We start from the raw sequence: 25,732 nt of genomic DNA on the forward strand, positions 1-25,732 counted from the left end.
ATAGGCGTATTTTCTTTTTCCTGAATTCAGGAGATTTATAGTGGATCTAATTAACCCGGTTGTAGTGGATCTTTCGCGATTTCAGTTCGCATTGACCGCTCTTTACCATTTTATGTTTGTCCCCCTAACTTTAGGGCTGACATTCTTTTTAGCGGCATGTGAGACAGCTTATGTCATCACAGGTCGTGAACTTTACAAAGAGATCACCAAATTTTGGGGACTTCTCTTTGGTATTAACTTTGCTCTCGGTGTGTCCACCGGTATGACAATGGAGTTTGAATTCGGGACCAACTGGTCAATGTATTCACACTTCTTTGGTGATATTTTTGGAACACCATTGGCGGTCGAAGGGCTCGTTGCCTTCTTTATGGAAGGAACCTTCGTCGGCATCATGTTCTTTGGCTGGGATCGTCTAAGCCGTCCCGTTCATTTGGCAGTGACATGGATTGTTGCCCTTGGCTCCAACCTTTCTGCTTTGTGGATTCTTATTGCCAACGGGAATATGCAGGTGCCTCGTGGCGGATATTTTGATCCGCACACCATGCGTCTCCAAATGGACAGCCTAGAGCAAGTCGTCTTTAACATGGATGCGCAGGCGAAATTTGTGCATACTTCTATTGCTGGTTATGTTTGCGCCGCAATGTTGGTGATGGGCATTAGTGCCTTTTACCTGCTCCGTGGTCAGTATCGTGACTTTTCCCTTCGTTCCCTTCGTATGGCTTCTGTTTTTGGTATTTTTGCCATTGTCGCATCCGTTGTTGCTGGGGATGCTCTTGGGGTTTCTGCTTACGAGGAACAGCCAACGAAACTTGATGCAATGGAAGGCATTTGGGAAACAACCCAACCTCCTTTTGCGCCTTGGGCAGCTTTTGCTATTCCAGATCAGAAAGCACAGAAAAACCATTTTGAAATTGGGATTCCATATGTTTTGGGCCCATTGGTTACGCATAGTTTCAGCACGCCTGTTTTGGGGATGCGTGAACTTGAGGAACAGGCAGATCCAAAGATCCGTTCTGGTATCCTAGCGCTTACCGCTTTGCAGTCTTATGCAAAAACACAATCTCAGGATGATTTAGATCTTTTCCGTGCCCATGAGGGTGATCTTGGTTATGGCTTCTTGGCTATGCCACATGCGCCATTACAGGATGTTTCGCAAATTACAGCGGATGATCTTGATAATGTTGTTAAAGCAACTCAGCCAGACATTCTTCCAAATGTCTTTGTGACTTTCTGGGCTTTCCGCTTCATGGTTTTCTTGGCAGGTTGGTTCTTGTTGCTTTTCGGTATTAGCGCATGGCTGAGCTTGAAACACCAAATCGAAAACTTCCCATTGGTGCTTAAAGCGCTTGTTTACTCCATTCCATTGCCTGTTCTTGCAACAGAATATGGTTGGATCGTTGCAGAGTGCGGACGTCAGCCTTGGACTGTTTTCGAGAAGCTAACAACATTTGTTTCTGCTTCTTCTCACAGTGTCAGCTACATGGTTTTCTCTTTGGCGGGATTTGCTTTTATTTATACAGCATTCATCATCGTCGAAATGTATCTGATGTTCCGTGTTGCCCGTTTAGGCCCAACAAACCTGTTGGAACACTCCCCAAACGAACAGCACATCAGCCAGTATAGCGAGGTCTAATATGATGATAGCGGGCTTTTCGGTCTATGTGGCCTGTAAATTAATCTGGGGCTTTTTGCTAGCTGTCCTTCTTACCATGATTGGCCTGATGGTCGGTATGGATATGGGCGTTGGCACAATGCTCAATTTTGTGGGGCGTGATAATGATGAACGCCGCACACTTTTGGCAATGATTGGTCCTCACTGGGAAGGGAACCAAACTTGGTTCATTCTTGGTGGTGGTGCGATTTTTGCCGCTTTCCCTACTCTTTATGGGACTTCTTTCTCCGCATTATATGTGGTGATGATTCTTCTTCTTTTCTTGATGATCTTACGCCCTGTTGCGTTTGAATATCGTGGATTGGTTGAATCTAACTTTGGACGTACTTGCTGGGATTGGGCTTTCTTCCTTTCTGGTTTTGGTCCAATGATGATTTTCGGTATGGCAATCGGAAATATTTTGGAAGGTATTGGTTATCACTTCATTTGGGATGGTCAGTATATTCAAGATGAATCCTTCTTTGCTTATATCTTTAATCCATTTGCACTTCTTTGCGGCTTGATGTCTGTTGCGATGAGCATTCAGCAAGGTGCTTCCATCATCATGGTTGATGGTGTTGGTATTCTTTACAAAAGAGCGCAGGCTTGGGGCGTGTTCGCAGGTCCTGTTGCTGCTGTTCTTTTCCTTGTTGGTGGTTTCTATGTCTCTAAAATGACAGGCTTCAACATGGTGAGCGCTGATCCAGCGATGGCATCTTATCCTTTGATTGGTCAGCATGCTGAAATGGTCAGAGGCGCATGGCTTGGTAATTACAGTGCCCATCCAATTCTTTGGATTTTCCCAGCACTTGGATTGCTTGCAATCTTGGCACAATCTGCTTTGATTAAACTTGAAAAAGCAGGTTTGGCATGGTGGACAGGTCTTGTTGCTTGGGCAGGTGTTATCGGCACTGTCGGTTCTGCAATGTTCCCATTCTTAATGCCTTCTTACAAAAACCCTGACCAGAGTTTAACACTTTGGAACTCGGTTGGCAGTGAGTATGGATTGACATGCATGGTTCTTTTGGCTGGTGTCTTTATTCCAGTGATCCTTGCTTATACGGCTTGGTGCTATTGGGCGATGCGTGGCAAAGTGACCATTAACGATGTCATTCAGAATGATCATGGCTACTAAGTCAAACAGGAAAGGAAGTATTCTTTATGTATAAACAAAACTTCAGTTTGGCGAAGCTTTTCCTTGAATTTTGCGGTTTAGCGGCAATTGTTCTTTTTGCTACTTTGGTGGCAATGGTGACTTCTCACTCCGGTCCTTGGTATCTTGTTTGGCTTATTGGCACAACAATGACAGTGGTCATTGCTGCGGTCAGTGGTGAATATGTGGATATTCAAGAAAAGGAAAGAGTTGCAGAAGAAAGGAATAGCAATGTTTGAGTATATTGTTTTCTGTGTTCCCCTTCTCTTTTTGGGGATTTACGTCACAGCTGCACTCGTTATGAAGAAATTATATCCATGATTTCTCTGTAAGAGCCTCTTTTTAAAGGGAGGCTCTACGGGTGAAAAAAGCCTGCCTCAATTTGAGGCAGGCTTTTTTATTGGGATTTTTAGAGGAAACAGAGTCTTAAAAAGGCTGCTGTTTTAAAAGTGAAAAAATTTCCTGACGTTTTGTAAGATTCTCTTCCCATTCACCAGCAACTTCAAAGGTTAGCGTCTGGCTGTTTTGCGCTCTGATCCCTCGGAGGCTCATACAAGCATGTTCGGCTTCAATAAGAACAAGAGCTGCTTTGGCCTCAAGATCTGTCATCAGGGCTTCACAAATTTGCCTTGTGAGGCGTTCTTGGAGTTGGGGACGGCGTGCATAGCCATTCACCATACGGGCCAGTTTGGAAAGTCCTGTAACCTCACGTCCGTTTGGGAGATAGGCAAGGTGAACCTTTCCTGTAACGGGCAGGAGATGATGCTCACAGAAGGAGATAAAAGGAATATCTCTAACGATGACGGGTGTTTTACAATTTTCTGAAGAAAAACGGGTTTTTAAATGATCTCCTGGATTTTCATAAAGTCCGCTGAAAAATTCCAGCCATGCCTTGGCGACCCGTTTCGGGGTTTCCTGTAATCCTTCACGGTTTGGATTTTCGCCAAGAGCCAGTAGCATTTCTTTCACGGCTTTTTCCATCTGTTTTTGAGCATTATCTGGCAATGTAAGAGCGTTGTTAAGATTTTCGGTCATTGTTTACCTGTCTCTTGTTTTTGGGGCTTAATTTAAGCAGGAATTTATGAAAGCGCTTCAAGCCATTCTTGAACGGTTTTTGCGCCAATTTTTAGGTTTGGATTGATTTCGAGAAAGGGTTTGAGAACAAAATCCCGTTCATGGGCGTAAGGGTGGGGAAGGTTTAAGCTTTTATGGCTGATGTGAAAATCAGCATAAAAAATCAGATCCAAATCAATCTGGCGAGGCCCCCATTTTTTAGAAGGTACGCGGCCGATTTCCCGTTCTAGTTTTTTAAGTTCTTTTAGAAGGCGGAAGGGGTCACGTGTCGTTTTGGCAAGAAGGCATTGATTTAAGAAATTTCCTTGATTGGTTTCTCCCCAAGGAAGTGTTTCTAAAATAGAAGAAGTTTGTAGAACTTCGACCCCTTCTAAAAGATCTAATCCCTCGATAGCAGCTTTTAAAAAATTTTCCCGTTCGCCAAGGTTACTTCCAAGGGCGATGCCAATCGGATAGATTTTTGACGCATCATAAGTGACCTGCACATTTTTATGATTTTGCGCATTTTCAAAAGGGGAATTGATCGGTGCAAAAGGCTTTTTAACCGTTACATGCACATGATTTAAATTTTTAAACGTTTGAAGGAGGGCATCGGCCAGTTTTTGGGAAAGGGTTTCAATCAAATCAAAACAGTGGTTCTGAACAAAATTTTCACTGAATTCGCAGAGTGTGGCATAGCAAATTGTTTGAGAAAGCCTGTCTTCCCCAGTAGCATCGAGCCATTCACTCGGGGTAATAGAAAGATCAAGCGAAATGAGAAAAGGTTGCGCTTGATGTTTTTCATGGGGCAAAATACCGTGCTTGGCCATGATTTTCAAGTCTCTGATTTGAACAAGAGGTGGTTTTGATAAAATCATGGATGGGATTCCTCGAGAGAGAAAAGTGTTTTTAAAATTTGAAAGAAGCTTTTATGCGCCGAAATATCGTGCACTCTAAGGATATCTGCCCCCTTAAGAGCTGCAAAAAAATCAGCCCCTAAGGTTGTGGGCAGTCGTTCTGAGGCTTCGTGAGGCAAGGGATTAAATTGTCCTAAAAATCCTTTTTTAGACAGGCCAATCAGGATAGGAAGCTGATAAGTTTCTTTTAAAAAAGGAATGAGAGAAAGGCATTCGATATTTTGTTCAGGCGTTTTTCCGAAGCCAATGCCAGGATCTAAAATAAGTTTATCTGTTGGAATACCTGCTTTTTCGGCAATTTTTAATGATTTCTCAAAAAAGATTTGAAACTGTTCTTTCAGCGGAAGATTGGGATTTTTTTCGGAGAGGCTTTGCATCACGACAACAAGCGGATGTTTGCCTGTCTTTTGGGCGCTTTGCGCAATGATAGTGGCCATGTTCGGATCTTTTTGAAGGCCACCGATATCATTAATCATTTCAGCACCATAAGGCAGGGCAAAAGCAGCTGTTTGAGCTTTATAGCTATCGAGAGAAAAGGGGATTTTTGCGTCTTTTAACAAGGTTAAAATAGGCTTCAAACGTTGAATTTCTGTTTTTGCGGAAAGAGGTGTTGCATTCGGCCGAGTGGATTCTGCGCCAACGTCAAGAATATCTGCCCCTTCATCTAACAGGCGATTTGCTTGTTCGAGGGCTTTAGATGGAGAAAAAAAACGCCCTGCATCTGAAAAAGAATCAGGGGTAATATTGAGAATTCCCACCAATTTGGGCAGGTGAAAAACCTGCCCAGAAAGAAGCTGTTTAGTCATAAATTAAATTCAGCTTGGGTCGTTAGGAAGCTCTTTGGTGAGTTGATTCATTTCATCAAGGCTCAAACCGCCTGGAACAGGCAATTCGCCAAAGAGGAAGTAGGGTGTGCCTTCCATACGGGCTAAACGGGAGAGGTGAATATTTGCATCCATTTCTGAGGTAACTTTTTTATCAGACAAATCTGCATGGAAGCGTTTCATGTCAAGTTTAAGCTCGGTTGCAAATTGATCAATTTTTGTTTTATCAACCGCAGGCGCTTTCATAATGAGATCGCGCATTTCTTTATATTTATTCTGTTGCTCTGCTGCCAAGATCGCTTTGACGGCATATTGGCTTGTTTCCCCCAGCAAAGGCACTTGGCGTTCAATAATGCGGACATTTGGGTTGGCTTTGAGATAATCGGCTAAAACAGGCACCATACGCTTGCAGTAGCCGCAACGTGGATCAAGGAAGGCCGTGATGGTCTTGGAAGCCTCACTATTGCCCCAGATGGTTTGCGGATTGGCTTTCATGAAAGTTGCCCAGTTTTCATGAATGTTTTTTGTGACAGCCGCATTATTTTCTTCATCTGCTTTGTCACGCAAGGACATCAACGCATCGGTCAGAATGGAAGGATCATTTTTCAATTCATTGCGTAGAATTTTGATGATTTCTGCGCGTTGCTTTTGCGTGAAGGCAGAAGCAGAGACTTTTTCAGTCTTTGCACTGTCGGCAGCGTGCACAGGCGTAAAACTTGTAAAAGCGACGCCTGCAAGCAATGTCAGACAACTTGCGGTTTTTAGAAGAGAAGATTTTGAAATAGGATTCATTATAAAAACTTTTTGAAATGAATGGGTTAGGAAACTTCTTGTACTTATAGAAAAGCATAAAAGGGGTGGAAAAGGCTAGAAATTTCGAGTTGAAGAGCGCTCTGATTTTGACAGAAAGTATCTTGTAATCAAAAAGGCGAATAGAGGTGTCCTATTTTTTAAGGCAAAAACAGCCTATAAAATAGAGAAAAATGATTTTTGCGAAGGACAGAATTGAGTATATGGCGTGGGTCTATTTATTGCTGGCGGGAATGACAGAGCTTGGGTTTACAACCTCAATGCGTTTTATTCATGGCTTGCGGGATATTGGTTGGATTTTTTCCGTTTTTGTTTTCAGCGTCATTAGCTTAACGCTCATCCATATGGCCGCAAAAACGATCCCAATGGGGACGGCTTATGCGGTTTGGGTTGCGATTGGCGCTGTTGGAACCGTGATCATAGGCATGGCTTTTTTCAACGAGCCCGTTTCGGTTTTCCGTTTTGTTTGCATCGCCGGCATTATTTTATGTGTGGCTGGCTTGGAATTAACAGGAAATTAAACTTTAAAAGCGCTGATAAAGAGAAGAGCGCCAGCGAGTAGAAATTTAGAGGGGATCCATTTGTTATGACAGAACTTCATGCGCCAAAAGCCCGTAAGGAAGAAAATAAAATCACCCAGCTGGGTCGGGTAAGAAATGATCCTTATGCCTGGATGAAAGATGAAAACTGGCAGTCGCTTTTAACCGATCCTTCAAAAGTTCGTCCTGATATTAAAAAACATCTTGAAGCAGAGAATGCTTATACAAAAGAAGTTTTGAAAGGAACTGATGATCTTCAAAAGGTGCTTTTTGAAGAGATGAAAAAACGTTTGCCACCGAAAGAAAATGCGGTTCCCCGTCCAGATGGGGAAATGTACGCTTATAGTGCCCGTTTTGAAGAAGGGGCACAGCATCCCCTGCATGTCCGTTACCGTTTGGGGACGGGCAGTGATCCGCTTGAAAATTTGGGTGAGGAGGAAATTCTTCTTGATGAGGCAAAAGAGGCGGAGGGGAAAGCTTTCTACCATGCTGTGGGGTTTTGCCATTCAGAAGATCACCGCCTGTATGCATGGGCAGAAGATACACAGGGATCGGAAGTTTATCAGATTAAAGTAAGAGAGATCGCAACAGGCAATTTTATTGGAAAACCTGTGGCTGGAAGTACAGGGGATTTCCTTTTAACGCCTGATAATCAGTGGATTTTCTGGATTTGGCGAGATGAAAATGGCCGTCCTCGGAAATTATTCCGCCGTAAGCTCGGTGAAGAAAAAGATATTTTAGTGTTTGAGGAAGAGGATCAGGGCTTTTTTCTTCATCTTTCCATTACGTCCTCTAAGCGTTTTATTAAATTAGGACGTGGTGACCATGAGAGTTCTGAAACGCTTTTGATTAAGGCAGATGCGCCAGAAAGTGAGCCATTTTCGGCAGCGCCATTGATTCGAAATGAGCGCTATGAGATTTTTGACTGGCAAAATCGTTTTCTGATTTTGACTAATCGGGATGAGGCGGTCGATTTTCAGATTTTGCAGTCTAAAAACCACCAAACAGGCAGGGAATCTTGGGAAGAATTTTTACCGCATTGCGCTGGGCACTTTTTGTTGGGCTTGAATGTTGCGCAGGACTGGATTGTCTGGGCAGAGCGTTTTCAGGGAAATCCAACCTTGCGCTTTATTTCGTTTGAGGATGCAAAATTAGGCAAAGATATTCGGGAAAAGTCCAAAGAAATTGCGATTAAAGACCCTGCATATGATTTAAGTTCTTTAGGATTCCTAGGCTTTAAATCTTCGATTATCCGCTATATCTGGCAGTCCCCTTCAACGCCTCCGCACTGGGTGGATGAAAATATTGCAACAGGGGAGAAGAAACTCCGTAAAATTTGGGAATCTCCTGTTAAATTTGACCCTGTTTTGTATGAGACGAAACGTCTTTATGTCAAAGCCAGCGATGGAGAAGAAGTGCCTGTGACGCTTTTGATGCGTCAGGGAACGAAACAAGACGGAAAAACACCGCTCCTCCTTTATGGTTATGGTTCTTACGGCATTTCCATGGATGCGGATTTTGTGCCCAATATTTACAGCCTTATCAATCGAGGGTGGATTTTTGCGGTTGCTCATGTTCGGGGCGGTACAGAAAAGGGCTGGAATTGGTTTTTGGAAGGCCGTAAGGAAAAGAAAACCAATACATTTACCGATTTTGTCGCTGTCGCACGTTATTTGATTGCTGAAAAATACAGTTCTGCGGAGCGTATGGTTGCGCAGGGCGGTTCTGCTGGCGGTATGTTAATGGGGGCTGTGGCAAATCTTGCACCAGAGCTTTTTGCCGGTATTGTGGCGCAAGTGCCTTTTGTCGATGTGCTGAATACGATGTCAGATATTGATCTGCCTCTGACGCCTCCAGAATGGCCAGAATGGGGGAATCCGCTTAAAAATGAGGTGGATTATGATTTAATCGCTTCTTATTCGCCGTATGATAATATCCGCCCTGTGGATTATCCTGCAATTTTAGCGATGGGCGGACTGTCTGACCCGAGGGTGACATATTGGGAACCTGCAAAATGGATCGCTCGTTTGCGGGATGAAGCAAAATCGGGGGCATTTCTTTGCCGTATCAATATGGAATCAGGCCATAAAGGCTCTTCAGGCCGTTTTGACAGGTTGCACGAAGTGGCATTGGTTCAGGCCTTTGCCATTTGGGCCGTGGAGCAGAAAACAGGTGAAAAGCTCAATCTTGAGGCAATTGCTTAAGGCTTAGGAATGGCCAAAAAGCCAAAACATAAAGAAGAAGCTGAGACATTAGGGGCGGGGGAGAAATTTGTTCTTTCCGCCCCTTGTGAAGCTATTTTAGAGATAAAAAAAAGCCTTTTTCTCGCTTATGCCGCCCCTGTGGTGGATGAGGCTTTTGCGATGGCTTTTTTTGAAGCGCACGCCAAAGAAGATGCTTCTCATAATTGCTGGGCTTTTCGGGCTGGAGGCGCTGTGCGTGCTTTTGACGCTGGAGAGCCGGGCGGAACTGCGGGCAGACCTATTCTTTCTGTGATTGAGGGAAGAGATTTAGAAGATATTGCGGTTCTGGTGATTCGCTATTTTGGGGGCATAAAGCTTGGGGCTGGCGGTCTGGTCAGGGCCTATTCAGGAGCAGCGGCAGCCTGTTTGAATGAGGGGGTGTATGAGATTTTCATTCCGATGCAAAAGGCCTCTTTGACTTGTCCCTTTGATCTGTTTGATTTCTTTTCTGCAAGTCTGGAAAAATGGGGCGGTAAAATTGAAAATAGAGAATTTGGCGGACAAGGGGTTCGCTTAGACGTGACCCTTCCCATAAAAATTTTTGAAGAAGCGCAAGCTTGGCTTTCCGACCACTCACGGGGACAGGTGAGGTTTGAAACGGAAAAAGAAGAAATTTAGGAATTGGGATTTTCTTTCTTTAAAAAATTAAGCGTATTTTTTTTGAATCTGTTATCATTGCAACACTTCTATCAGAGGGGATAATTTATGCGGAATAAAAGCGTTAAACTCATTTCAGCACTTTGCTCAGGATTTCTAGGCCTTTCTTTTTTATCGGTTTCGGCTGTTTCAGCACATGAAAAGAAGGACCCGGCTATTCAGCCTTCTGCGGATTGGATGCGCCAGGCAGAGGTGATGATTAGTGCAAATGCCGAAAATCCTGGCGCTTTAAACTTCACACCGATTGCTCCAGCGCAACGCCAATTTGCGATTGGGCGGAAATCATGGACAGGCTGGGTCGGCAATATTCAAGTTCAGCAAAAAGAATCTGTTTCAAAACCTGTTGTGAATTATGCCTGCCTGCTTTCGGTTGTTGAGAAACCGCCTGCGAAGAAGATTTTTGCAAATTACCTCTCACCAGCCTCAAAGGATTCAATTTATACAATTGCTTCCAAGGCGTGGCTCAAACAGAAATATAATAACGAAATCTGCGGCGATGATGGCAAGAAATGCATGTTTGACAACGACAAGCTGGCAGGGGCTATGAAGGCTGAAAATATGTCTGAAAACCCTGTGACTTTTGTTAAAGGAAAGACTCTTGCAGAGCCATTGACGTATGTTGCCTGCCAAGCTGGAACAATACGGCAATAGCTCCTGTATTTTAGGCTTTTATCTAGGGAAAAGTTTTTTAAAGAGAGACAGAAAGCATGTTAGAAGAAAGACGGGTTGGCAGTGCCAGAGTGATCACTTTTTTAGATGGCATCAACCTCATTACCTCTGATCTCATTCCGCAGGCAGATTGTGAGGCTGGGCATGAAATTTATGCGGAAAATGGTTTAAATCCTGAATTGCCGATTCCTTCTCCCATGCAGGCTTTTTTAATTGCAATGCCGAAAAAGGAAGGCGGAGATAGTTTCTATCTGGTGGATTCAGGCTGTGGGGGGCAGTTTGGTTCAGCCTTTGGAAAATCTTTTAAGAGTTTTATCCGAGCTGGCTATGATCCAAAATCTATCTCCCGTATTTTTTTGACGCATTTTCATCCTGATCATGTGGGGGGGCTGATTGATGACGAGGGAAGGGCACGTTATCCGAATGCTTTCTTGACGCTTTCACGCCTCGAATTTGCATTTTGGAATAATGAGTTTAACGCTTCGATGCATCCAGAGATGAAGCCTTATTTTAAACATGCGCAACGTGTTTTTAAGGCCTATGAAGACAAGGTTCAGCCAGCAGAATGGGGGGAGGAAGTCGTTAAAGGCATGACGCTTGTGAATTTGGAAGGGCACACGCCCGGCCATAGTGGGGTGCGCATCGAAAATGGCGGAGAAAGTCTTTTAATCTGGGGTGATATGGTTCATGCGGCGCAATTTCAATTGCCACATCCAGAGTGGTGCATCGGGTACGATATTGATCGGCAGGCTGCGTTAAAAACCCGTCTTTCAACGCTTAAATTTCTTTCAGAAAGCGAGACATTGGCAGCAGGTCCGCATGTTTTTGGGTCTGGAAAAATCCGGACAAATGGCAAGGGCGGCTATCAGATGGAAGAGGATTTGGACGTTTAAATTTCTAAAAATTTTTCCACTAAACGGACAAAGGCTTCAGGCTGTTCAGCATGAAGCCAGTGCCCAGATTCTTCGATAGTTTCAATGAGAAAATTTGGGAAAAGCCGAGAAATAACGGCCTCGCTGCTTGGGGTGAGATGATTCGATTTTCCACCACGCAAAAATAAAGTTGGTTTGTGAAAAGTTGAAAGGCTTTTGCCTGCGGGCCATTGTGTCAGATTTTCAAAATCAAGCGCAATTTGCGCCATATTATTTTCCCAATAAGGGAAATTTCCCGGAACGAGATTTTGCGCCAACCACATGGAAATCATGGCGTTTTCGGCTTCGGAAACTTTTTCTAAAATAAAATCAGAGGCTGATTTGCGTGTCAGTAAGGCAGGAAATTCTAAGCGTGCCAATTTGACGGCCATTTGCTGATAAGGAAGGCTAAAGGCAACAGGCGCAACGTCCGCAACAATCAGCGCTTTAAAAATCTGTTTCCATTCTGCCTGATGCCGGCTTTTTTCTAAAGCAGCGGACATGGCAATTTTTCCACCCATAGAATGGCCTAACAGAATGATATTTTCTAATTTTAGGTGAAGGCAGGTTTCGATGACATCTTCCGCCATAGCCTGCATGTCCAAAGGGCCTGAATGCGCTTGCCCGTGATTGCGTAAATCAAAGGCTAAGCATTGGATTTTTTTAGAAAAAGCCCTGCCAATCTGTCCAAAATTTTTTCCCCTTCCAAAAACACCGTGCAGGAGAATGAGCGTTGGTTTTTGAGGGTTAATTTCAGTTTGAAAATCAATAATGGGCAGCAGCATAGATTGGGAAGACTCTTCTTAAAAAGAATGAAGGGAGAATATTAGGTAAAAAGGATAAAGTGTAAAAGTTTGAGATGATTTTATACTTGTCCATATATATGAAATAAAGAAGATTGAAAAAAAGGAAAGAACATGTTTCACGTGGAACATGTCTTTTTGGAATAGGGAATTTGTAAAATAGGAGTTTGATATGTTTGCGTTGCTGGCAGGGTTAATTCCTTTTACATTATTTAATTTTTTGGCCGTGGTCTCGCCAGGGTTAGATTTTATCTTTGTTTCCAGAACTGCTTTGATTTCTGGAAAGCGTGCAGGGGTGCAGGCGGCATTTGGTGTGTCTGTTGGCTGTATTTTCTGGGGATTGGCGGCTTTTTTTGGAATTCAGACCTTGTTTAAAATTTTGCCTGTTTTTTATGTGGCCTTGAAAGTCGTTGGCGGGCTGTATCTTGTTTATACGGGAATTCAAATGATACGGGGGAGCTTTAAAAAGCAGGAAGAAATTTTAGAGTTTGCGTTTCAGCCTGCCAAAAATCCCTTTATCCGTGCCTTGTTTTGTAACCTTGCCAATCCAAAAGTGCCTATTTTTGTGACGGCAATTTTTACAAGCTGTTTTCCGTCAAATACGCCTTTATGGGTAGGGTTATTGGCGGTACTGGTTATGTTTTTAACAGGCGTATTGTGGTTCTCAATTGTGTCTGTTTTTTTAAGCGCACCGAAAGTTGCAAAATGGTTTTTCCATAAACAAAGTTTGATTGATCGTATCGCAGGCAGTTTCTTTGCTGGCGTTGGCGGTTTCTTTATCTGGGAAGCGCTTCAAGAGGGCTTAAAGAAAAGCTAAGCAGGTGGTATAAGCAAGACGTTAGGTTTAATCTCTTTAAGACAGGATTTCATAAAAAATGAGCGAGACAACACCGCCAGACCGCCTTTCTATTTGGCCAGATTCCCCTTTTTTTGATGAGGGGACGTTAAATAAAAATCTTCGTCTGCGCTTTAATGGTAAAGAGCGTCATGACGCAGAAGAATATTGCATGTCCGAAGGCTGGATTCGTGTTTCAGCAGGCCGTAAATCCCTTGATCGTCGTGGCCGTCCCATGACGCTGAAGCTTACAGGAAAAGTCGAAGCTGTTTTTGATAAATTCCCAGATGAAGCGGAAGATTAGGTTTAGAGACTTTTTATTTCGAAGTTTAGAAAGCGAGGTTCTTTTGACCTCGCCTTTGTTTTTTTTACTTAAAAATAAAAAGGTTTAGATATCTCTAATCTTGATGAATTGAGGTAGAGATACAGTACTTTTGATAAAATTAAGCAGCTTGTTGATGCGGGTGAGTCCGAAGATTTGTATATGGATTACAAGTCAATTACGACAAAAGACGAAGATGTTGTTTTCTCAAAAAGTGATGCTGAGATTTTGGGAAAAGCTCTCTCTGGATTTGCAAATACGATGGGCGGATTTATTCTTTGGGGAGTTCGGGAGGAAGGAAAGCCCAAAAAACCACAGTTTCAAAACGATATTTTTAAAATAGAAGCGGCGGTAAAAAAATCAAAAAACTTTTGGACGAAAATACAGGGAGGGGCGTGCTGAGCCACCACCGATTAGTATAGAGCATTTTGTCCTTGATAATGGGGATAAAAATTCTTATCAGGCTGTTGTTTTGACCTGTATTCCTAAGGGAAACTCTACTCCTCTTCGTTCTTTGAAGGATCAAAAATTTTATTTGCGATCAGGTGAGTCTTTTATGAACGCACCTTAAATCCTGTTATTGCTGGAATGTTTGGAAAACGTCCTACGCCAGAAGTGGAGATAGATATTTGTTTTGATGGTTGGAGTTTAAAAAATCCGTTTTCTTCGGAGAGAGATTTTGGAGAGAGTTTTCAAAAATTCAAAGGTAGTGTTTTTATTAAAAATAGCGGTATTAGTAAATTAAAAGAGCCTTATATTTCTGTTAACCTAATTAAATCTAATTGTTTACACTACGCACCGTTCGAAGAATATGCCTCAGAGTTTTATACATCTTCAAATGGTATGATGGCTCCATTGCCGCCAGATTTGAAGTGGATTCCTAATGGTCGAACCGTCGAAAATTGGCGGATTTCTCCTGAGAAAGCTTATGATTCTGTTGTTCATATCGTGTCCCAAAATCCATGGGAGTCCGTTGTTTCTGGTGAAACGTTAGCTTGCACTTTTGGTTTGGAATTTGTGGATGAGAAAGTCAATGTGGACGCTAAAGAAATAACTTTAAAAATTGTTGTTGGGGCAGATGATTTAGCTTCAATAGAATATGAAATTTGCTTTGATACCGTTTTTTTAAGAGAGTTTAAAAAAATTAGAAATGAGTTGTTAGATCTGAAAACAACTCTTTCTAATAGGACAGAGGAGATGTGTAACTTAAAAAGTAAACTGAGTGATTTAATCGCTTCTAAAAATCTCAAAAAGAATTAGTTTTTTGTCTTGAGGGTGTGGATATTGCAGAACGCCGATGCGCTTCTCATATAGGAGAGAGTAGCTTTATTAAGAAATCTTTAGGGGTCATGCGTGCGTAAAGAAAATCCGTCAAAAACAAGCAAAGATTTACTCAAAGGTCCTTGCATTCGGGTGCGTGGCGCACGGACTCATAATCTTAAAAACGTGAATGCGGATATTCCACGAAATACGCTGACGGTAATTACAGGGCTTTCTGGGTCTGGAAAGTCTTCTTTGGCGTTTGATACGATTTATGCCGAGGGACAGCGGCGCTATGTGGAAAGTCTTTCGGCCTATGCACGGCAATTTTTGGAATTGATGGGTAAACCAGATGTTGATTCTATTGAAGGGCTTTCGCCTGCGATTTCCATTGAGCAAAAAACAACCTCTAAAAATCCACGTTCTACCGTTGGGACGATTACAGAAATTCATGATTATATGCGCCTTTTATGGGCGAGAGCGGGGATTCCTTATTCGCCAGCAACAGGCCTTCCGATTGAGGCGCAATCTGTAAGCCAAATGGTGGATCGGGTGATGGCCTTGCCAGAGAAAACACGTCTGATGCTGATTGCGCCTGTGGTTCGGGGGCGTAAAGGGGACGGTGCCAAAGATTTAGCTGAGCTGGCGCAAAAAGGATTTTCCAGAGTTCGGGTCGATGGTGAAATTTATGAAATTTCAGAAGTTCCGAAATTAAACCGCAAAACACGTCATGATATTGAGGTCATTGTTGACCGTATTGTCGTGCGTTCTGAGATTGAGCGTCGCTTAGCAGATTCTCTTGAAACAGGTTTAGAGCTTTCTGATGGGTTGGTTTTTCTTGAAGAAGCGCCTTCTGCAAAAGCAGAAACGGAAAAAGAGGGCAAAGAGCTGATTAAATTAAGCTTTTCCTCCCGTTATTCCTGCCCTGTTTCCGGGTTTATGATTGAAACCATTGAACCGAGATTGTTTTCCTTTAATGCGCCCATGGGGGCCTGTCCAACCTGTGATGGTTTAGGATCAGAGACAAATTTTGATGCAAATCTGATTGTGCCAGATGAGGAATTGAGTCTCAAAGAAGGGGCGATTGCGCCTTGGCGTGATAATGGTTGGGACAAAGGGGATGTGTATGCTCAGACGCTTGAGGCTGTGGCGAAACATATGGAAGAGAAAACTTCTACGCCTTGGAAAAATCTCAAACCAGAAACGCAGGAATATATTTTAAGAGGTGGTCGGGATATTCTTGAAATTCCTTATGTGGAAGGGTCTCGGGTGCATCTTGTCCGCCGTATTTTTGATGGGGTGATCGGGCATTTGGAAAAGCGCTTTTCCCGCACCGAAAGCAACCATATTAAAGATTATCTTGGCCGTTATCAGTCTCAATCACCTTGCCCTACCTGTCAGGGCGCACGTTTAAAGCCCGAAGCTTTATGCGTAAAGGTGAATGGGGAGGATATAGCCCATGTTTCTGAGATGACAATTTCGGATGCTTTGGAATGGTTTTCCCATGTGGAAGAGAAGCTTAGCCCTCAACGTGCCGAAATTGCGCATCGTATTTTGCGTGAAATTGTCGAACGCCTGCATTTTTTAGAACGTGTTGGTTTGGATTATCTAACCCTTTCCCGTTGTTCGGCGACTTTATCAGGGGGAGAAAGCCAGCGTATTCGTCTAGCCTCTCAAATTGGATCAGGGCTGACAGGGGTTTTGTATGTGTTAGATGAACCCTCTATTGGGTTGCATCAGCGCGATAATGACCGTCTTTTGGAAATGCTGCGCCGTTTGCGGGATTTGGGAAATACGATTTTGGTAGTGGAGCATGATGAGGATGCCATTCGCCAAGCCGATTTTCTGATTGATATGGGGCCTCGGGCAGGGGCTCTTGGAGGGGAACTTATTGCGGCGGGTACGCCGAAAGAAGTTGCGGCGCACCCAACAAGTTTGACAGGATTGTGGCTGGCAGGAAAAAGAGGCATTCAAGTGCCTGAAAAGCGCCGTAAGCCAAAAGGCTGGCTGACGCTGAAAGGGGCTTGCGGCAATAATTTAAAAGATGTCACCGTTAAATTTCCTTTGGGCATTTTTACGGCAGTTACAGGGGTTTCCGGATCAGGAAAGTCCAGCCTTGTCATTGACACCTTGTTTAAAGCCGTCAGCAGAAGATTGATGCGAGGCTCAGCTGTGCCTTTAGAATATAAAAAATTAGACGGGCTGGATAAGCTGGACAAGGTTATCGAAATTGATCAGTCGCCTATTGGACGTACGCCACGTTCCAACCCTGCGACCTATACCGACCTTTTTACGCCTATCCGGGAGTGGTTTTCAGGTCTCCCAGAGGCAAAAGCCAGAGGGTATAAAGCAGGGCGTTTTTCGTTCAATGTGAAGGGGGGGCGCTGTGAAGCGTGCCAAGGTGACGGTGTTTTAAAAATTGAAATGCATTTTTTGCCAGATGTTTTTGTCACGTGTGATACCTGTAAGGGCGCACGTTATAATCGAGAAACCTTAGAGGTTCATTTTCGAGGAAAGTCGATCGCAGATGTTTTGGAAATGACAGTGGATGAGGCTTTACCTTTCTTTGAATCCATTCCACGCATTCGGGATCGTTTGGCTATTTTGCAGCGTGTTGGGCTTGGTTATATCAAGCTGGGGCAGCAGGCAACGACCCTTTCTGGGGGAGAGGCGCAACGTGTAAAATTGGCGAAAGAATTGGCAAAAAGGGCAACAGGGAAGACGCTCTATGTCTTAGATGAGCCAACAACAGGACTGCATACGGAGGATGTTGCAAAGCTTTTAGGCGTTTTGCAGGAGCTGGTGGATCAGGGCAATAGCCTTTTGGTGATTGAGCATAATTTGGATTTGATTAAATCAGCAGATTACTTGATTGATGTCGGTCCTGAAGGGGGCGCTGGCGGAGGTGAAATTGTGGCCGTAGGCACACCAGAAAAGGTGCTTTCAGAAGAAAAAAGCTATACTGGACGTTTTCTTGCGCCGTTTTTGACACAGAAACCATAAGGAAGAGGGGAAGAGGCTTCCCTTTTTCCTTTAAAATCTGGTAGAATTCACAATCATTTATCTTCAAGGATTATGGCTTACTGAAATGTTTTAGGTGCTGGCTTGGCTGGCTTGTTTTGATTCCTCTGAGAAGTAGAGAGGTTTTATGGATTTTGAAAAAAACAAGAGGCCCGCTTCTTTTATTCAAAAAGGCACCAAAGCTCAGGCATCTGTTGTGCTTGCGCAATCTCCTGTAACTTCTTTGCCTCTTCCGCTTTGGGCCTGGCAGGTTAAGGGCGAAAAAGTTGAAAAATACGATTTTAACCCAGAGACTCCTTTAGAGCAGCTTGCCAAAGATTTAGATGCAGAAGGGCTTTTGCCGACCAAAATTGATGATTGGGAATCAGAAGTGAATCGCTATCTCTCCTCTTCGGAAGAAGATGAGGCGGCAAAAGATGGAGATAAATGGTACTGGCTTCATTTTCCGAGCATCTCTCCAAAATTAGCAACGAAAATCGAGGAATTAGGGCTTTTCCCGGAAGATATGCCGCTGGTTTTGAGTGAGCCAGAGCCTGGTGTTGCGCTTGAGGTTGAGGAAGGTATTGTTTGGGGGGCATTTCCGGGCTTTGACGCCGATGAATCCCCAGATGAAGGTGATTTTGCAACATGGCGTTTCGTCATGAGTGAAAATCTTTTGATTACGACCTCTGATATGGTTGTGCCAGAATTGGAAAGAGCCGGGAGAGGACTTGCGACACGTCATCCCAGTTTGATGCCTGTGACACCTGCTGAACTGGTTGACCAGGTTTTGAGAGAATTTGCGCTCAGAGTACGCCGCCAGATTGATAAATTAGATGATTCGTTGGACGAGCCAGAGGTTGATTTGGTGGTGAAGCATCGGGAACAGCGTGGGGTTCGTGCCGCTTTGGGTAAAATTCGTCGCCGATGCACTGAGCTGCGCCGTGTTTTGTCGCCTGTTAGTCGTGTGTTGCAGGAGTATGATTTGCGATTGCCAAAATGGGCAGATTCCTTGCAGGAACAAGGTGAACAGCAGGTTAAGACAGCCTTGGATGATTTACAGGCTTTGCAAGAGCGATCCCGATCTCTTCAGGACGAGTTAGCTTCTAATCAGGTAGCAGAAAGCAACGATCGGCTTTATATTTTATCTGTTGCAACTACCTTGATGGTGCCTGCAACTTTGGTGACAGGATTCTTTGGTATGAATACCAGTGGTATGCCCTTTTCAGGTGGAAATTGGGGTACGTTGGAAGCTGGTTTTGTATGTTTTCTCTGCATGGGACTTTTCTGGATCTTAATTCAAATCAGCAGCCGCAGATCATGAGATCATTTTAAAGTTTCAAAAAAATACATAGATGAAAAAAGGCGGATGAAATTTCATCCGCCTTTTGTTTATCTCATCTAAAGAGATGCTTTATTTACTTTCACCTGCCAAAAGATCAGAGATCATTTTGGTGAAGGAGGTTGGGTCTTTGAGATGCTCTCCATCCTGCAAGCGTCCAAGATTCATTAAAATCTCGGGATAATGGCCAAGATCTTCGCCTTTTTCTGCTTTTTTTGCGAGCATCGCAATCAATGGGTGGCGGGGATTCAACTCTAAGCTTGGCTGGGAAACAGGTACGGGTTGACCTGTGCGGCGCAAAAGCTGTTGCAGGGCCGCATCTGGACCGCCATCTGTGGTGAGAATAAGCGCACTTTCACTTAGATTGTCTGTTGAACGGATTTCTTTTACCTGATCACCCAAGAGTTCTTTCAGGCGGATATCGAGCGCATCTAAGTTAGCGGCTTCGCCTTTGAGTTCAGGTGCTTTGATTTCCTTGAGGTCTTCATCACTTTCCGTAACAGATTTCAGTTTTTTACCGTCAAATTCATGGAGGCGTTCTGGCCAAAAACTATCAACAGGATCGCTGAGGAGGAGGACTTCAATGCCACGGGCACGGAATTTTTCCAAATGTGCTGAATGGCGAAGAGCTTCCAGCGCTTCTCCTGTGATGTAATAGATATTTTTCTGCCCTTCTTTCATACGTCCGACATAGGCAGAAAGATTTGTCCAACCTTCAGGATTTTCGGTAGAATGAAAGAGGGAAAGAGATGTGATTTTGTCACGGTATTCGCTGTCTTCCCAAATTCCTTCTTTGATTACAGCCCCAAAATTTGCCCAGATTTTTTCAAAATCGGACTTCTCTTCCCCTTCTTTTTTGATTTTACCTGCGGCTTTTTCTAAAGCGGCAAAGGCTTTATGCGTTACCGCCTTGCGGATACGGGAAAGGGTTGGCGTGGATTGCAGCATCTCACGGGAGACGTTTAAAGGAAGGTCCGATGTATCCACAACACCAGCGTAGAAGCGTAACCATGCAGGGAGCAGTTCGGCTTCATCTGTGATGAACATACGGCGGACATAAAGCTGAATTTTGCTTTCACGTTCCTGACGGGAGAAAAAGTCGAAAGGGCGCTCACTTGGAATGAACAGGAGAGCTGAAAATTCTGTTAGCCCTTCTGCATGCCAGTGCAGAATTTCTGCTGGCTTATCAAAATTATGGGTCAAGCCGTGATAGAAAGAATTATATTCTTCTTCTTCGACTTTGCTTTTTGGCTGACTCCAGAGGGCTTTACCTTTATTTAGAGGAATAAATTCAGGTTTTCCGTCTTTTTCCTCTTCCAGCGTAACGGGCCATGAAAGGTGGGAGACCCATTTTTCAGCAATTTCATGGATACGGCTTGGACGGAGAAATTCTTCGGCATCCTCTTTGATGTGCAGAATGATTTCTGTACCGGCATGTTCTTTTTGGGTGGCTTCAAGCGTATAAGCACCTTTACCGTCAGAGTGCCATGTCCAAGCTTCTTCCGAGCCAGCTTTTTTAGAAATGACATCGACTGAATCTGCGACCATAAAGGCCGAATAGAAACCAACCCCGAATTGCCCAATCAGGTTAGGACGCTCTTTGTTGTCTGCTTTAAGCAATTTTTCTTCAAACGCTTTTGTGCCAGAACGTGCAATCGTTCCGAGATTTTGGGCAAGCTCCTCACGGCTCATGCCAAGCCCCTGATCGGAGATCGTTAAGGTTTTTTCTTTTTCATTTGCCTTAACGATAATGGGGGATTCTGCTGGCAGGGCAAGAGAAGCATCGCTTTGCGCTTCAAAGCGTCTTTTGTCTGTCGCATCGGCTGCATTGGCGAGAAGTTCACGAAGGAAAATTTCCCGTTCGGAATAAAGGGAGTGAACAACGAGGTCTAACAGACGGCCAACCTCTGCATTAAATTCGTGACGTTCGACAGTTTTGTTTTCCTCTGAGGAGGTATGATTTGTTTTTTTTGAATCAGTTTCGCTCATATTTTATCTCTTTAGAAACAGGCGTAAAGGCGTATTGCCTAGGCCGCCTAACAGTCTTCATTTCTCCCTAGATGGGAGGTGGGCGATTTAAATTCAACTCTTCTCTATTATGAGAGGGTATTTATGTATAAAATGTCGTTGAACTCACTATGAGATTCGTTTCGCAGTTTCTTCTAGATAGAAACATTAAGATGAGATAATAGATGAAATTGTAATGAAAATCCGGGTTTCTTAATTTAAGGATTGAACAGAGTTATGTCTTATACTGTTGGACAATATCTAGCAGATCGCCTAGTTCAAATCGGGCTAAAAGATCATTTTGCGATTGCTGGAGATTATAATCTCGTCCTTTTGGACCAGTTTCTCAAAAATAAAAATTGGAATCAGATTTATGACTGTAATGAGCTGAACTGCGGTTTTGCAGCAGAAGGTTACGCCCGTGCGAATGGTGCTGCTGCTTGTGTTGTGACTTATACGGTTGGTGCAATTTCTGCCATGAATTCCGCTTTGGCAGGTGCTTATGCAGAAAACTTGCCTGTGCTTTGCATTTCTGGTGCGCCAAACAGCAATGAGTATGGCTCTGGTCATATTCTTCATCATACGATTGGTAAGCCCGAATTTACGCAGCAGCTTGAGATGGTTAAGCCAATTACCTGTGCCGCAGAAACAATTAAGCAAGCCAGTGAAGCTCCTGCAAAAATTGACCATGTCATCCGGACAATGCTTGCAGAGCAAAGACCCGCTTATTTGGATATTGCCTGCAATGTTGCAGGTCTAGAATGCCAGCGTCCTGGTCCTGTGGAAGATATTCTGCCACAGATGCGCACAGATAAGACTTCCTTGAATGCAGCCGTTGATGCGATTGCAAAGAAAATTGAAGCTTCTGAAAAAGTCACAATTTATGTTGGTCCAAAGGTTCGTCCTGCCAAAGCTCAGGAAGCCGTTGTTAAACTTGCCGACAAGCTTGGATGTGCTGTAACCGTAGGCCCTGCTTCCATGGCACTTTTCCCAGGACAGCATCCAGGGTTCCGTGGCACATATTGGGGCATTGTCTCCACAGGTGATGCGAACCAGCTAGTTGAAGATGCTGAAACATTGATTGTTTTGGGTCCTAACTGGAATGACTATGCAACTGTTGGCTGGAAAGCATGGCCAAAAGGAAAACGCGTTGTCAATATCGAAGAAAAAGGCGTGGAAGTTGACGGATATGCCTATTCTGGTGTGACAATGAAAGAAGTTGTTGAAGCTTTGGTGGCGAAAGTCTCCAGCAAGCCTGCAACAGCTAAATCCAGCAAAGCCCCTCATTTTGAGTATCCAGTTGCAAAACCAGATGCCAAATTGACGAATGTGGAAATGGCACGTCAGATCATGGAAATGTTGGACGGTAATACAACATTGCATGCAGAGACGGGTGATTCTTGGTTCAATGTCAAAGACATGAACTGGCCAAATGGCTTGAGAATTGAAACCGAAATGCAGTATGGCCATATCGGCTGGTCTATTCCGTCAGGCTTTGGCGGTACAATCGGTTCTCCTGACCGTAAGCACATTATCATGTGCGGCGATGGTTCTTTCCAGCTTACCTGCCAAGAAGTCAGTCAGATGATTCGTTACAAATTGCCAGTAACAATCTTCTTGATTGATAATCATGGTTACGGGATCGAAATCGCTATTCACGATGGCCCATACAATTACATTCAAAACTGGAACTTCTCAAAGCTCATGGAGGCTTTCAATGGTGAAGGTGAAGAATGTCCCTATTCCCATCAGAAAAATGGGAAAAGCGGTCTTGGTCTGAAGGCAACAACACCTGCAGAACTTGCAGATGCAATCAAGAAAGCCGACGCAAATAAGGAAGGCCCAACCTTGATTCAAGTTGTTATTGCTCAAGATGACTGCACAAAAGACTTGCTGACGTGGGGTAAGGAAGTCGCAAAAACAAATGCACGTCCCCCCGTTGTTAACGAAAAAGCTTAAATCCTAGATGAAATAATCCTGCCCCGATAAAGGGCAGGATTATTTTTTAAGAGATTGAGGAGTTAGACATTATGAAAGCAGTATGTTGCGGTAAAAATCATACCGTTGTTATCGAAGATAAAACACTTCGTGCGATTAAGCCTTCAGAAGTTCGCTTAAAAATGGAGCGTTGTGGGGTCTGCCATACAGATTTGCACGTTGCTCACGGAGATTTTGGCGATAAGACGGGTCGTATCCTTGGCCATGAAGGTGTCGGTAAAGTTATTGAAGTTGGCTCTGATGTCGCTGAATTGATGGGCGAGGGTGCTTTAAAAGTTGGCGATCGTGCGTCTGTGGCTTGGTTCTTTAGCGGTTGTGGCCGTTGTGAATATTGCGTCAATGGAGATGAAACACTTTGCCGTCAAGTTCAGAATGCGGGTTACACTGTTGACGGTGCAATGGCAGAAGAGTGCATTGTTCCTGCAAATTACACAGTTCGTGTTCCAGATGGTTTAGACCTTTCTGCGGCATCTTCTATCACTTGCGCAGGTGTGACAACGTACAAAGCGGTTAAAAATTCCAAAGTGAAGCCAGGACAATGGCTCGTTATTTTTGGTATTGGCGGTCTTGGAAATCTGGCACTTCAATGGGCTAAGAATGTTTTCGGCGCACGCGTCATTGCTGTTGATGCTAATCCGATTTCAATTGATTTCGCAAAAGAATTGGGTGCGGATCATGTGTTGAATGCGCTTGATAAAGACCTCGTTCAGAAAATTCAGGATATTACAGGCGGTTCAAAACCTCTTTCATCCGGTCTCGTCCCGGGTGGTGCACATGCAGCAGTCGTGACAGCAACCGCAAAACAGGCCTTTAACGCCGCTGTGAATTCTGTCCGTGCAGGCGGTACTGTTGTCGGTGTTGGTTTGCCAGTCGAGACGATGGATCTTTCTATTCCCCGTTTGGTGTTGGATGGAATTAAAGTTGTTGGTTCTTTGGTTGGAACACGTGAAGATCTTCGTGAAGCTTTTGAATTTGCTGCTGAAGGCAAAGTCAAATGTGTGACAGAAGATCGTCCAATTGCAGATGCTCCAGCTATTTTCGAAGAAATGCATAACGGTAAAATCCGTGGCCGTATGGTTATTAATTTCGATATGTAATTTTTCAGAAAATATTGCTCTGTTTTATGGAAAAGGAAAGGAAGCTGATTTTTCAGCTTCCTTTTTTTATAAGATTTTTTATCATCTACATCATTGGTGGCGCATTGATATCCATAAAATTAATAATTCTGAGATTCATAAATTCTAAAAGAGCGTCTGGTCCAAGAACACGCCCGTAACCAGAATTTTTACTTCCTCCAAAGGGAATATTCGGTCTGGAAAAAGGGGGATGATTGATGAAAAAAGCGCCGCTTTGGATTTGTTGGGCAATTTCAAATCCTTTTGCTTCATTCTGTGTGTAAATAGAGCCTGTTAAGCCAAACTCACTATCATTGGCGCATTGAATGGCTTCTTCATGGCTGTGTACGCAATAAAGATGCGTCACAGGTCCAAAAAACTCTTCGTGACGGATATTTTTTCCTTCCAGCCCTGTCATGAGGAGAGGAGAGAAGAAAAATCCCTGAGAGGGTATTTTTAGGTTGAAGCTTTCAACTGTAACCCCTTCTTCCTGTGCGCATTCAACCTGCTTTTGAAGTCTATGGAGCGCTTCTTTAGAGGCTAGAGGTGCTAAAGTAGTTTCGGGATCAAGCGGATTCCCAGCTCTTAATTTTGAGACTTCTTTTCGGTAAAGCCCTAGAAATTCATCATAGACTTCTTCCATGACAATAAGTCTTTTTGCCGCAATGCAAATTTGTCCCGCATTTGAGTGTCTGGCAAGTACTGCCCATTTTGCGGCTTTTTGGAGATTGGCATCTTCTAACACGATGAAAGCATCTGATCCGCCCAGTTCAAGGATTGATTTTTTTAAGTGTTTGGCCGCAAGGCTCGCAACAATTCTACCAGCTCCCGTAGATCCTGTGAGAGAGACGCCCTGAATACGACGGTCTTTCAGAAGCGTTTCTGTTTGATGGTTAGCGGTATAGAGATTTTGAAAAACGCCTTCAGGAAGGCCTGCTTTCTGAAAAAGGTCAACCATTATCGCAGCGCATTGAGGGACATTGGGCGCATGTTTGAGCAAGACGCCGTTACCTGCGGCGATTTGAGGGACGAGGACTCTAAAAACTTGGTAAAAAGGAAAATTCCAAGGTTCGATGAGCAGAATAATACCTTGAGGGGTTGGGTAGAGAGTAGCTTTACCTTCTTCGGGAATTAAGGGGGTAATTTTTTTCGGTTTTAAGACAGAGGCAAGGTGATCTGCAAAATAATCACAAATATCGGCGCAAACGCCGATCTCCCCTTCACCTTCGCAGAGACGCTTTCCCATTTCCTGTGCCATGAGGGTGGCGTATTTTTTTTTATTTTCTCTTAAAAGCGAGGCTGTTTTATGTAAGATTTCAGTACGTTTGGAGAAGGTGCTTTGACGCCATGCGCAAAAAGCTTGATGCCCCTTTTGCAGAAGAGATTCAATTTCAAGATCAGAAGTTTCGGGAAATGTTTTTAAAAGTTTTTCGTTATAAGGGTTGATGCTGGCATAGGCCATTATGGTCTTCTCCTTTTGGTATTTTTAATTAACTTTATATCCTGCATAAAAAATAATGTTAGCTTTTGTTTGGTGCTGGAATGTGTTTGGCTCACTTGCTTTTGCAATAAATTAGGAATGCAGTTTTGAAATTAAACGCTTTATTTCGCAATGCAATCACA

The 25,732-nt window shown here is 43.7% G+C and carries 23 protein-coding genes; 16 read left to right on the forward strand and 7 right to left on the reverse strand.

Going from position 1 to position 25,732, the window contains the following annotated elements; translation table 11 throughout:
- The first annotated feature begins 40 nt into the window (after positions 1 to 40).
- Genes FAI40_05485 through FAI40_05495 form a run of 3 tightly spaced genes read left to right on the forward strand, consistent with a single transcriptional unit; the run spans position 41 to position 3,043 of the window.
- On the forward strand, positions 41 to 1,633 hold the full coding sequence (locus FAI40_05485; protein QCE34846.1) for a cytochrome bd-I ubiquinol oxidase subunit CydA: 1,593 nt from the start codon (positions 41 to 43) through the stop codon (positions 1,631 to 1,633).
- Positions 1,634 to 1,637: 4 nt separating this feature from the next.
- Complete coding sequence (cydB, locus tag FAI40_05490) at positions 1,638 to 2,786, forward strand: cytochrome d ubiquinol oxidase subunit II (protein ID QCE35755.1); 1,149 nt, start codon at positions 1,638 to 1,640, stop codon at positions 2,784 to 2,786.
- Between the two features lie 26 nt (positions 2,787 to 2,812).
- Complete coding sequence (locus FAI40_05495) at positions 2,813 to 3,043, forward strand: hypothetical protein (protein QCE34847.1); 231 nt, start codon at positions 2,813 to 2,815, stop codon at positions 3,041 to 3,043.
- A 187-nt stretch (positions 3,044 to 3,230) separates the two neighbouring features.
- Here the strand turns inward: FAI40_05495 and folE are convergent, their stop codons facing one another.
- From folE to FAI40_05515, 4 genes are read right to left on the reverse strand one after another with little or no spacing between them, the layout of a single operon-like run.
- On the reverse strand, positions 3,231 to 3,839 hold the full coding sequence (gene folE / locus FAI40_05500) for a GTP cyclohydrolase I FolE (GenBank protein ID QCE34848.1): 609 nt from the start codon (positions 3,837 to 3,839) through the stop codon (positions 3,231 to 3,233).
- A gap of 44 nt (positions 3,840 to 3,883) precedes the next feature.
- The gene (folK, locus tag FAI40_05505; protein ID QCE34849.1) at positions 3,884 to 4,735 is read right to left on the reverse strand and encodes a 2-amino-4-hydroxy-6-hydroxymethyldihydropteridine diphosphokinase; all 852 of its coding nucleotides are present in this window, start codon (positions 4,733 to 4,735) and stop codon (positions 3,884 to 3,886) included.
- Positions 4,732 to 5,532: a dihydropteroate synthase gene (gene folP / locus FAI40_05510; GenBank protein QCE35756.1), complete on the reverse strand. Its 801-nt coding sequence runs from the start codon at positions 5,530 to 5,532 to the stop codon at positions 4,732 to 4,734. The genes folK and folP overlap by 4 nt, the downstream gene beginning before the upstream one ends.
- 57 nt (positions 5,533 to 5,589) lie before the next feature.
- Complete coding sequence (locus FAI40_05515) at positions 5,590 to 6,390, reverse strand: hypothetical protein (protein QCE34850.1); 801 nt, start codon at positions 6,388 to 6,390, stop codon at positions 5,590 to 5,592.
- 221 nt (positions 6,391 to 6,611) lie between these two features.
- Here FAI40_05515 and FAI40_05520 point away from each other — a divergent pair, with 221 nt between their 5' ends.
- The 5 genes from FAI40_05520 (at position 6,612) to FAI40_05540 (ending at position 11,409) form a co-directional block, all read left to right on the forward strand.
- Complete coding sequence (locus FAI40_05520; GenBank protein QCE35757.1) at positions 6,612 to 6,929, forward strand: multidrug efflux SMR transporter; 318 nt, start codon at positions 6,612 to 6,614, stop codon at positions 6,927 to 6,929.
- Positions 6,930 to 6,994: 65 nt separating this feature from the next.
- A complete protein-coding gene (locus tag FAI40_05525) occupies positions 6,995 to 9,151 on the forward strand; it encodes a S9 family peptidase (protein QCE34851.1) in 2,157 nt (718 codons plus the stop codon).
- Between the two features lie 9 nt (positions 9,152 to 9,160).
- A complete protein-coding gene (locus FAI40_05530) occupies positions 9,161 to 9,808 on the forward strand; it encodes a YigZ family protein (protein ID QCE34852.1) in 648 nt (215 codons plus the stop codon).
- An 87-nt stretch (positions 9,809 to 9,895) separates the two neighbouring features.
- Positions 9,896 to 10,498: a hypothetical protein gene (locus FAI40_05535; GenBank protein QCE34853.1), complete on the forward strand. Its 603-nt coding sequence runs from the start codon at positions 9,896 to 9,898 to the stop codon at positions 10,496 to 10,498.
- A gap of 56 nt (positions 10,499 to 10,554) precedes the next feature.
- A complete protein-coding gene (locus FAI40_05540; GenBank protein QCE34854.1) occupies positions 10,555 to 11,409 on the forward strand; it encodes an MBL fold metallo-hydrolase in 855 nt (284 codons plus the stop codon).
- Here FAI40_05540 and FAI40_05545 read toward each other — a convergent pair.
- Complete coding sequence (locus FAI40_05545) at positions 11,406 to 12,212, reverse strand: alpha/beta fold hydrolase (GenBank protein QCE34855.1); 807 nt, start codon at positions 12,210 to 12,212, stop codon at positions 11,406 to 11,408. The two genes, FAI40_05540 and FAI40_05545, sit on opposite strands and share 4 nt — an antisense overlap.
- A gap of 190 nt (positions 12,213 to 12,402) precedes the next feature.
- Between FAI40_05545 and FAI40_05550 the strand changes: the two genes are divergently transcribed.
- From FAI40_05550 to FAI40_05575, 6 genes are all read left to right on the forward strand, one after another.
- On the forward strand, positions 12,403 to 13,047 hold the full coding sequence (locus FAI40_05550) for a hypothetical protein (protein QCE34856.1): 645 nt from the start codon (positions 12,403 to 12,405) through the stop codon (positions 13,045 to 13,047).
- A gap of 58 nt (positions 13,048 to 13,105) precedes the next feature.
- Positions 13,106 to 13,369, forward strand: coding sequence for a DUF3297 family protein (locus FAI40_05555; protein ID QCE34857.1), 264 nt, complete (start codon positions 13,106 to 13,108; stop codon positions 13,367 to 13,369).
- A gap of 180 nt (positions 13,370 to 13,549) precedes the next feature.
- Positions 13,550 to 13,789 (forward strand): hypothetical protein, encoded by a 240-nt coding sequence (locus FAI40_05560; protein QCE34858.1) that lies wholly within the window; start codon positions 13,550 to 13,552, stop codon positions 13,787 to 13,789.
- 186 nt (positions 13,790 to 13,975) lie between these two features.
- Positions 13,976 to 14,647: a hypothetical protein gene (locus FAI40_05565; GenBank protein ID QCE34859.1), complete on the forward strand. Its 672-nt coding sequence runs from the start codon at positions 13,976 to 13,978 to the stop codon at positions 14,645 to 14,647.
- Between the two features lie 93 nt (positions 14,648 to 14,740).
- The gene (gene uvrA / locus FAI40_05570; protein ID QCE34860.1) at positions 14,741 to 17,650 is read left to right on the forward strand and encodes an excinuclease ABC subunit UvrA; all 2,910 of its coding nucleotides are present in this window, start codon (positions 14,741 to 14,743) and stop codon (positions 17,648 to 17,650) included.
- Between the two features lie 145 nt (positions 17,651 to 17,795).
- Positions 17,796 to 18,971, forward strand: coding sequence for a magnesium transporter (locus FAI40_05575; protein QCE34861.1), 1,176 nt, complete (start codon positions 17,796 to 17,798; stop codon positions 18,969 to 18,971).
- A 90-nt stretch (positions 18,972 to 19,061) separates the two neighbouring features.
- On the opposite strand, the gene htpG is transcribed toward FAI40_05575, so the two are convergent.
- Complete coding sequence (htpG, locus tag FAI40_05580; protein ID QCE34862.1) at positions 19,062 to 20,978, reverse strand: molecular chaperone HtpG; 1,917 nt, start codon at positions 20,976 to 20,978, stop codon at positions 19,062 to 19,064.
- A gap of 255 nt (positions 20,979 to 21,233) precedes the next feature.
- Here htpG and FAI40_05585 point away from each other — a divergent pair, with 255 nt between their 5' ends.
- Both FAI40_05585 and adhP read left to right on the forward strand, forming a co-directional pair.
- A complete protein-coding gene (locus FAI40_05585; GenBank protein QCE34863.1) occupies positions 21,234 to 22,955 on the forward strand; it encodes an alpha-keto acid decarboxylase family protein in 1,722 nt (573 codons plus the stop codon).
- 71 nt (positions 22,956 to 23,026) lie between these two features.
- Complete coding sequence (adhP, locus tag FAI40_05590; protein QCE34864.1) at positions 23,027 to 24,091, forward strand: alcohol dehydrogenase AdhP; 1,065 nt, start codon at positions 23,027 to 23,029, stop codon at positions 24,089 to 24,091.
- Positions 24,092 to 24,176: 85 nt separating this feature from the next.
- On the opposite strand, the gene FAI40_05595 is transcribed toward adhP, so the two are convergent.
- Positions 24,177 to 25,571 (reverse strand): NAD-dependent succinate-semialdehyde dehydrogenase, encoded by a 1,395-nt coding sequence (locus tag FAI40_05595; GenBank protein QCE34865.1) that lies wholly within the window; start codon positions 25,569 to 25,571, stop codon positions 24,177 to 24,179.
- Between the last annotated feature and the right edge of the window lie 161 nt (positions 25,572 to 25,732).

It is taken from the genome of Acetobacteraceae bacterium (assembly GCA_004843345.1).
Lineage (GTDB): Bacteria > Pseudomonadota > Alphaproteobacteria > Acetobacterales > Acetobacteraceae.

Coding starts and splice junctions, on each gene's coding strand:
- cydB (QCE35755.1), top strand. CDS start 1,638: ATGATAGCGGGCTTTTCGGTCTATGTGGCCTGTAAATTAATCTGGGGC.
- htpG (QCE34862.1), bottom strand. CDS start 20,978: ATGAGCGAAACTGATTCAAAAAAAACAAATCATACCTCCTCAGAGGAA.
- FAI40_05550 (QCE34856.1), top strand. CDS start 12,403: ATGTTTGCGTTGCTGGCAGGGTTAATTCCTTTTACATTATTTAATTTT.
- folK (QCE34849.1), bottom strand. CDS start 4,735: ATGATTTTATCAAAACCACCTCTTGTTCAAATCAGAGACTTGAAAATC.
- FAI40_05515 (QCE34850.1), bottom strand. CDS start 6,390: ATGAATCCTATTTCAAAATCTTCTCTTCTAAAAACCGCAAGTTGTCTG.
- FAI40_05575 (QCE34861.1), top strand. CDS start 17,796: ATGGATTTTGAAAAAAACAAGAGGCCCGCTTCTTTTATTCAAAAAGGC.
- FAI40_05530 (QCE34852.1), top strand. CDS start 9,161: ATGGCCAAAAAGCCAAAACATAAAGAAGAAGCTGAGACATTAGGGGCG.
- FAI40_05495 (QCE34847.1), top strand. CDS start 2,813: ATGTATAAACAAAACTTCAGTTTGGCGAAGCTTTTCCTTGAATTTTGC.
- FAI40_05560 (QCE34858.1), top strand. CDS start 13,550: ATGGATTACAAGTCAATTACGACAAAAGACGAAGATGTTGTTTTCTCA.
- FAI40_05595 (QCE34865.1), bottom strand. CDS start 25,571: ATGGCCTATGCCAGCATCAACCCTTATAACGAAAAACTTTTAAAAACA.
- FAI40_05585 (QCE34863.1), top strand. CDS start 21,234: ATGTCTTATACTGTTGGACAATATCTAGCAGATCGCCTAGTTCAAATC.
- FAI40_05540 (QCE34854.1), top strand. CDS start 10,555: ATGTTAGAAGAAAGACGGGTTGGCAGTGCCAGAGTGATCACTTTTTTA.
- FAI40_05555 (QCE34857.1), top strand. CDS start 13,106: ATGAGCGAGACAACACCGCCAGACCGCCTTTCTATTTGGCCAGATTCC.
- FAI40_05535 (QCE34853.1), top strand. CDS start 9,896: ATGCGGAATAAAAGCGTTAAACTCATTTCAGCACTTTGCTCAGGATTT.
- adhP (QCE34864.1), top strand. CDS start 23,027: ATGAAAGCAGTATGTTGCGGTAAAAATCATACCGTTGTTATCGAAGAT.
- FAI40_05520 (QCE35757.1), top strand. CDS start 6,612: ATGGCGTGGGTCTATTTATTGCTGGCGGGAATGACAGAGCTTGGGTTT.
- FAI40_05525 (QCE34851.1), top strand. CDS start 6,995: ATGACAGAACTTCATGCGCCAAAAGCCCGTAAGGAAGAAAATAAAATC.
- folE (QCE34848.1), bottom strand. CDS start 3,839: ATGACCGAAAATCTTAACAACGCTCTTACATTGCCAGATAATGCTCAA.
- FAI40_05565 (QCE34859.1), top strand. CDS start 13,976: ATGTTTGGAAAACGTCCTACGCCAGAAGTGGAGATAGATATTTGTTTT.
- FAI40_05545 (QCE34855.1), bottom strand. CDS start 12,212: ATGCTGCTGCCCATTATTGATTTTCAAACTGAAATTAACCCTCAAAAA.